Annotated in this window: 9 protein-coding genes; 3 read left to right on the top strand and 6 right to left on the bottom strand. The window is 25.3% G+C overall.

The window, feature by feature from the left end; genetic code table 11:
* The 3 genes from ABNK64_RS10750 to ABNK64_RS10760 all read left to right on the top strand — a co-directional run.
* Positions 1–828 (top strand): relaxase/mobilization nuclease domain-containing protein (locus ABNK64_RS10750; protein WP_349764367.1); only part of this gene is annotated, 828 nt, incomplete at its 5' end.
* Between the two features lie 11 nt (positions 829–839).
* Positions 840–1,364 carry an ABC transporter permease family protein gene (locus ABNK64_RS10755; protein ID WP_349764368.1) on the top strand — a complete coding sequence of 175 codons (525 nt, stop codon included), beginning with the start codon at positions 840–842 and terminating at the stop codon, positions 1,362–1,364.
* A gap of 30 nt (positions 1,365–1,394) precedes the next feature.
* Positions 1,395–1,556: a hypothetical protein gene (locus ABNK64_RS10760; protein ID WP_294725723.1), complete on the top strand. Its 162-nt coding sequence runs from the start codon at positions 1,395–1,397 to the stop codon at positions 1,554–1,556.
* A 370-nt stretch (positions 1,557–1,926) separates the two neighbouring features.
* On the opposite strand, the gene ABNK64_RS10765 is transcribed toward ABNK64_RS10760, so the two are convergent.
* The 6 genes from ABNK64_RS10765 to ABNK64_RS10790 all read right to left on the bottom strand — a co-directional run bounded on the left by ABNK64_RS10765 (position 1,927) and on the right by ABNK64_RS10790 (position 6,681).
* On the bottom strand, positions 1,927–2,415 hold the full coding sequence (locus tag ABNK64_RS10765; protein ID WP_294725821.1) for a hypothetical protein: 489 nt from the start codon (positions 2,413–2,415) through the stop codon (positions 1,927–1,929).
* A 19-nt stretch (positions 2,416–2,434) separates the two neighbouring features.
* Entirely contained in the window at positions 2,435–2,776 is a 342-nt protein-coding gene (locus ABNK64_RS10770) for a hypothetical protein (protein ID WP_294725819.1), read from the bottom strand.
* Between the two features lie 219 nt (positions 2,777–2,995).
* Positions 2,996–3,184, bottom strand: a complete 189-nt coding sequence (locus tag ABNK64_RS10775; RefSeq protein WP_294725816.1) for a hypothetical protein — start codon at positions 3,182–3,184, stop codon at positions 2,996–2,998.
* Positions 3,185–3,246: 62 nt separating this feature from the next.
* Complete coding sequence (locus ABNK64_RS10780; RefSeq protein ID WP_349764369.1) at positions 3,247–5,097, bottom strand: Tle-like phospholipase domain-containing protein; 1,851 nt, start codon at positions 5,095–5,097, stop codon at positions 3,247–3,249.
* Positions 5,090–5,959, bottom strand: a complete 870-nt coding sequence (locus tag ABNK64_RS10785; protein WP_349764370.1) for a hypothetical protein — start codon at positions 5,957–5,959, stop codon at positions 5,090–5,092. Before ABNK64_RS10785 ends, ABNK64_RS10780 begins: the two co-directional genes overlap by 8 nt.
* 47 nt (positions 5,960–6,006) lie before the next feature.
* Positions 6,007–6,681 (bottom strand): hypothetical protein, encoded by a 675-nt coding sequence (locus tag ABNK64_RS10790; RefSeq protein ID WP_294725811.1) that lies wholly within the window; start codon positions 6,679–6,681, stop codon positions 6,007–6,009.
* Between the last annotated feature and the right edge of the window lie 103 nt (positions 6,682–6,784).

Genomic DNA, 6,784 nt, shown 5'->3' on the forward strand with positions numbered 1-6,784 from the left:
TGTTCAAATGATTATAAAGAAGCCTTTAAAGACTTCCAAGATATTAAGGAATTTTATAATAAATTAGAGGACAGACAATATAAGCATTTTACCCATAGTTTTAAGCCGGGGGAAATTGATAAAGAAAGAGCCTTAGAAATGACAGTAAAATTATGTGAAGAAATTTTCCCTGAAAATCAAGTTTTTATAGCTCAACATACAGACAGAAAACATATCCATAATCATATCGTAGTAAATTCAGTAAATTTTGAGAATGGAGAGAAGTTTTATTATGAGGAAAAAGAGTTTGATAGATGGAGAGATAGAGCAGATGAATTAGCCCAAGAATATGGACTAGAAATTGTACAGCCAAAAGAAAAGGAATTAAAGGTCGGAGAAATAGTATCAAAATCAAGAGATACAAGGGAAGTTATAGAAAGAGCTATAAATGGAGAAACACAGAGTGATATAGTAACAGTATCTTTAGCAGTAATTCAGGCAGGACAAGAAGCAGAAAGTAAGGAAGATTTTACTAGACTTTTAAAGGAAAAAGGAGTTGATATTGATTGGGGAGAAACTACCAAAGAAGATGGCTCTATAAAATATAAAAAATATATAACTTTAACTGTTGATGAAAACCATAGAGTAAGCAAGAAGCCAAAATTTAGATTGGACAGCTTAGAAAATCATATACACCACCCTGCATTTAATACAGAAAAATTGAGGGAACATTTTAAGGAACTAGAAAAGAAAAAAGAGTTAGAGTTCCAAAAGAAAAAAGAAAAAGAAAATTTATGGGAAAAAAGATTAAAAACTAAAAGCCGTGATAGAGGTGGAATGGAACTATAAGGAGGAACTGTATGGCAAATCTTTTTGATGGAGCAAACAAAGTAAAAGATGGAGTTGAAGAAATTGATAAAATTTTGAATAAGTTAAAGCTGACTTCTGAAAGATTAGAAAAGATAGAAGAAACTTTCTCTGAGGTTGAAAATATTAGCCCTGATTTATTAAAAATCAGAAAGGAGATAAAGGCTATCAAAGAAGATTATGAAGACCTTGATTTAGAAGAAGTACATAAAACTATAAAGAATACTGTCAATAGAATTACAGATGGAGCTTTTGAGAATTGGAAGTTATGGGGACTATATTTTCCACTTGTTATATTTGTTGCAGCATTTATAATGGTGTCTTATTTTTATATGGTTAATGTTAGAAAAATGGCAGAAGAAAATAAGGTTTTATCTGACAGGATAAATTCGGTCTATAATATGCACCTGCTAGATAAGAAGTTTTGGTATAATAAAGAAAACCAAGAACTATTTTTAGGGGATTATGATTGGATACAAAAGAAAATAGCTGAAGAAAAGAAAAATAATAAAAAATAGTATTTAGGAGGAAAACGAGGGGAAGAAATTTTGAAAAGTTCATATGATACTATTATATTTTTATATGGAGCAGTAACAGGAGTTATATCTATACTATCTTTAACTAAAATTAATAACTATAAAAAAATTTCAAAGTTTGCTAAATCTCAAAGTTATATAAAAATTAAATTTGTAAAATTTAGGAATACTTAAACAGGAGCTATAATAGAGGGAGCTGAAAGAAATTTTGAAAAAGGAAGATTTATAGGAGACACACTTAATTCAATAGATGTAACAAGAACAAATGATGATGAAGCTAAAAAAAGAAAAAGAGGAGAAGAAAATGTTAAAAAATAAAATTATATTATTTTTGGAGATAAGAAAATAAACTTGCTTTTTGGTACGTTTTATATTATACTTTAAGTAACAAATACGCTTCTCAATGAGTGAGAATCATTGAATTGATACAAATACGCTTCTCAATGAGTGAGAATCATTGAATTGATACAAATACGCTTCTCAATGAGTGAGAATCATTGAAAAAAAAGACTTTTTATAGTCTTTTTTTATTTTTACTTATTTTCTAATTTTTTTGATTTAAAAGTAAGTTTTTTAAATCTGTTATATGTTGTCTAAAATAATTAGGATTTTTATCTTCATACATCAGGATTCTTTTTAGCTTTCTTTCTAATTCTTTAATAAGATTAGGATTTTTTATTTCATAGCCTGTAGCATTACCTACAAGATATTCTCTTGCTATATAATTAGAAGTTATAGGAATTACATCACTTATGAAAAAAATAGAATCCTCATTAGTTTTTCCAATATGATAAAAACAACTTCTAATATCTCTTTTTTCTTTTTCTAGATAAGAATTTATTCTTTTTTTAGCTAATTCATCTCTATGATTATAATTTCCCATAGGAATAGCCCAAAAAATATTTGTATTATCAAGTTTTAAAAGACAAACTAAGGGTCTTACTTTTTGATCATTCCAAGTACCACCAGTTGCTCTAATTAAACTATAAAATTCATTTTTTGCAAAATAAATTTTCTTTTCTTTTATTTCCATATTTCACCTCTGAAAACAATTATTTTTTATTAAAACTAGAAATTATATTAGAAATTTGTGATTGTGACATCAACATGAATTTAGCAATATCAACTTGTTTAAATTTGTGTATTTTATATAAATCATATATAAATTTATTTCTTAATTCTAAATTATTATTAAAATTTGGAATTTCTAAAAAAGTAGTTATAGTCATTCCATCAGGAGTAATATTTTTTATAATAGTTTTACCATCTTCTAAAGAAATAATTCCTATTTTTTCTCCGTTTTCTTTTTGTTTTAACTCAAAAGCTATAATTTTTTCTGAAGATAAAAATGGATAAGTATTTACAAAATTTTTTAGTATTAAATCATAACTCATAAAAATATCCTCCAATTTATTGTTAAAGTTTAACAAATATATAATATAATATTAATAAAAAAATGTCAATTTATATAAAAAATAATTAAATTAGTATTTTTTAATTTATTAAAAAATTTAATATTTCTTAGTTTTAAAAATAGTTATTTGATGGATTAACAGGGATTGAAGTAGCTTATTTTTTTTCAGGAACTTAAGGGCTTCAATTTTTTCTTTAGGCTATTTAATATCTTCAACCATAGCTTCAGTAATATCGATTTCATCTATTTTTGTAACTTTTAAAGTTGTTTCTATGACTTCTTCAGCTTTAATGATTTCAGTAGAGAAATTATAGTTTAAATACTTTAATTCTCTTTCTGTAAAATGCTTGTGGTTTTTATCAAGCAAACTATCTTCTTTCTTAATCATTCCTTTAAAAATTTATAATTCAAATGATTCAAATTTGAATATAATAAATCTTACTTTATTCTTTAACATTTCTCATATCCATGATAATTAACGGCATATTTAAGATTTTTATATCCTTTATTAAGTCTATTATTTGTAGTATTTGTATTATCTTTTTCTTCCAATGCTTTTTCTAACGTTGTTCCAGAATCTTCTCCTAATTTATCCACTATTGCTGTTTTTCCACCTTTTATTCCTGCAAGTTCTTTTACATTGCATAACTGTCCTATTATAAATCGTCCAATTTCTCCGTTTGCTTTTTCCTTTTCCTCATCAGGAATTAATCTGTAATCTACATATTCTGACAAAACACGAGATAAACTTACATTAGCAGGAATTTTATATTTAATTTTTGATAATTCTACTTCTGATACCTTTTGTCCAAATTGTGGCGTTTTAGTACAAATCTGATGAAAGTATCTAAAAGGGTTTTGTTGCTTTGTTTTATCTTTTGTGCCGACTTCTAAAAAATAAAGTTTTTTCCATTTCTCTTGTCTAGCCTCATCATCTTTAGAGATTTTTAAAAACATTGTTTTCATCGCATTTTTAGTAAAAGTTATATTAAATACTCCAGCTCTTATTTTTCCAGTTTCATCCATATAAAGTAAAAAATCATTTACTCCGTGATAAGTAATATTAAAATCTTGATTTAATAAAAATTCTTTTGTGTCAGGAACTATATCATTTAAAATAATACTTCCTGTTAAAACATCTATACATTTTCCATATCTTGGAGCTATTAAGGAAGTCCAGTCTAAATGATTATAATAATTTATTATTTCTGATTCAGCTTTTATATTTTCAGCTTTATTTACTCTTTGCATTCCTTGAGTTCCTTTTAATAACCAATATACTTGAGCTGAAGCTATTAGGTCATCATCTTCTAATATCTCTTGAATTTCTTTTATAACTTCTTCATCACTGCCATTTAATGCAACTTCATTATTCTCATTTATAAAATTTTCTTCAATTTCTTCTGCTTCACAAGACTGTAAATAATTATTAGCAACAACTAATAAAGAAGCTCCAAGCAGTAAATGTGGATTTTTCATACAAAGACATACAGCTAATAATTTTATTAAATTCTTATTTATAGCCGAGTTTTCAGCTATACAATCCTGTATATCATCTCCAAATAAATAATCTTCTTTAATCTTATCTTTACTTTTTCCAAGCCCTAAAGCATTAAAAGTTACTGTAGGGTATATCTTTCCTGTGACAACATAGACATATTGAGCCAAACACCCTCCTAAACTATGCCCTGTTATATGAATATTTATTTTTTCTTCTTTTTCTTCCTCTTTTTTACACATTTTCTTTATATATTCTAAAAACATATAGGCACAGATTAGTTGTGATCCATTTTCTTTCATAAATCCCAACTCAATATCTTGTATCATATCTTTAATTGTTCCCTTAATATCTTCAGGTTTAAAGCTGAAGTCTGTTCCTCTGTAAGCTATTACAACATTATTTTCTTTTTGAAAGGCACAGGCATAAAAACCATTATCAGAAACATTTTTACCATATCCATAATCAGCAAATAACTTTGTTTTATCTGCACTGTAAATAAACTGCCAACCGTTAAAATCATAATATGGTTTTAACTCTACTTTTGTATCTTTATCTTTTTCTATTCCAAAAACTCCCAAAAGGCGTTTATCTCTTTCATCATACATTAAAATATCATTAATTACTTCAGGTTCTATATCATCTCGCTTTATTTTATTCCATACAAGCTCTTTTAATTTTAAAAAGTTTACAAATTCTTTATCTTTATATTCTTTATATTTTTTTATTATATCTAAGTCTAAATTATTCCAATTTAAGTATGATAATTGAGCAAAAAAAGCATATTCTACATCTTTAATCATTATTTTTCATCTCCTTAGATAAAACTACATTAACTTCTTTATAATTTTTCTCATCATCACCAACTTGAAACAAAATATTTGGTATATTTGTACTATCAAAATATCTTGTAAAATAGTCCATTAAATATCCCATTTCTTTTGGCAGTAATGTTTTTTCTTCTTTATATTTTTTCAAATATTTTTTTACTTGCGGTTCATCTTTAAAAACATAAAATATATGATTTTTTATAACATCATAATTTAAATACTTTCTATCTTGTAAATCCATATTAATATCAGAATTTATATTATATTCTTTGTATAAATCTCTTTGAAGATGAAAAACTTTTTTCTTATACTCATCAATATTTACTTTTGTAATATCATCAACAAAAACATCTATAGATACACGAAGTCCAACTTTTTCATCAGGTATAAAATTTCCTATATTTTGCTCTACAAACTCAACGCCCTCTTTCAAAAACATAGCTTCTGATAAGTCTATATATACAATTATATCTTCTCCCAACATTTTTTTAGCATTTTCTCTTATTATCTTAGTCAGTCTTGGAGAAGCAAGAGCATTTTCATATTGGTCTTTAAAGTCATCTTCCCACATATATAAGCTGTCTAAATCCTCTAAAGCCACTTGTATTCCCATAAAAGCCTTAGCTTCTTTTAATTTATCACTATAAATTATTCCCCTGTAACGAACATTGGTATTAAAACCATATTCTCTCTCCAATCCTCTGATAAAATAAAACTTATCATTAGGTACTTGCCGTTGTATTACTTCTAAAACTTCATCATTGTGCATTTTAGTAAAACCACTTGTCAGTAATGTAATAAATATAAGCATAACTACGCTAAATATTTTTTTCATAAAAGACCTCCAAATATATTCCTAGTAATAAATTCAATAAAGAAAGATTATTTTTTGATAATTTCAATATTTTTAAACATTTGAGTTTCTATATTAATTGGTTCTAATCTATTTATCCATTTTCGTTTGTTTATATTAATATATAAAACATTGTCTTTTTCTTGAAATGGAGTTACTAGATAATCATTTCCTTGTAAGGTGATAATGACAACTTTTTGATAATTTGCCATTGTAGCAATTTCATATTCTTTTTTAAATTTTATTGAATAAAAATTTATTGTAAGAAATAATATAAATAGTTCTAATGAAAAAAGAATATGGAGAGGACAAAATTTTTTTAAATATAAAGAAACTAAAGTAATTAGAATAGCTATATAGATACAGGAATGAAAAGGAAATATTTTGTTTACCAGTAAAATTCCAAACCCTAAAATATAATAAATAGAAATGAAAAAATAAAAAAATTTGAAATGTTTATTTTTTACTATATTATAGAAATTAAGAGCAGCTAAAAATACTGTAAAAATTATAGTGGCTGTTAAAAAGTAATTTAGACTTAGATGTTCAAAATAATATGTAGAAAGAATAAAAAATCTAGAGGTAATTTGGATATATAAAGTTTTAATAAAAATGTAAATTAATGATGATAAGCTTGAAATAAAAAGAATTAAGTCAAAAAAATGAGATTCAAGAAATTTTTTAATTTGTTCTTTAATAATCATAGATATCATCTCCTTGGGAAATATTTGTTTCTGTTAACTTTAATTTATCTGAACCACTCCTAATCCTTTGTAGTATAATAATTTGTCGAAGATTATTTTTCCT

Source organism: Fusobacterium sp. SYSU M8D902, from assembly GCF_040199715.1.
Lineage (GTDB): Bacteria > Fusobacteriota > Fusobacteriia > Fusobacteriales > Fusobacteriaceae > Fusobacterium_A.

Coding starts and splice junctions, on each gene's coding strand:
- ABNK64_RS10775 (WP_294725816.1), bottom strand. CDS start 3,184: ATGATTAAGAAAGAAGATAGTTTGCTTGATAAAAACCACAAGCATTTT.
- ABNK64_RS10785 (WP_349764370.1), bottom strand. CDS start 5,959: ATGAAAAAAATATTTAGCGTAGTTATGCTTATATTTATTACATTACTG.
- ABNK64_RS10780 (WP_349764369.1), bottom strand. CDS start 5,097: ATGATTAAAGATGTAGAATATGCTTTTTTTGCTCAATTATCATACTTA.
- ABNK64_RS10770 (WP_294725819.1), bottom strand. CDS start 2,776: ATGAGTTATGATTTAATACTAAAAAATTTTGTAAATACTTATCCATTT.
- ABNK64_RS10765 (WP_294725821.1), bottom strand. CDS start 2,415: ATGGAAATAAAAGAAAAGAAAATTTATTTTGCAAAAAATGAATTTTAT.
- ABNK64_RS10790 (WP_294725811.1), bottom strand. CDS start 6,681: ATGATTATTAAAGAACAAATTAAAAAATTTCTTGAATCTCATTTTTTT.
- ABNK64_RS10755 (WP_349764368.1), top strand. CDS start 840: ATGGCAAATCTTTTTGATGGAGCAAACAAAGTAAAAGATGGAGTTGAA.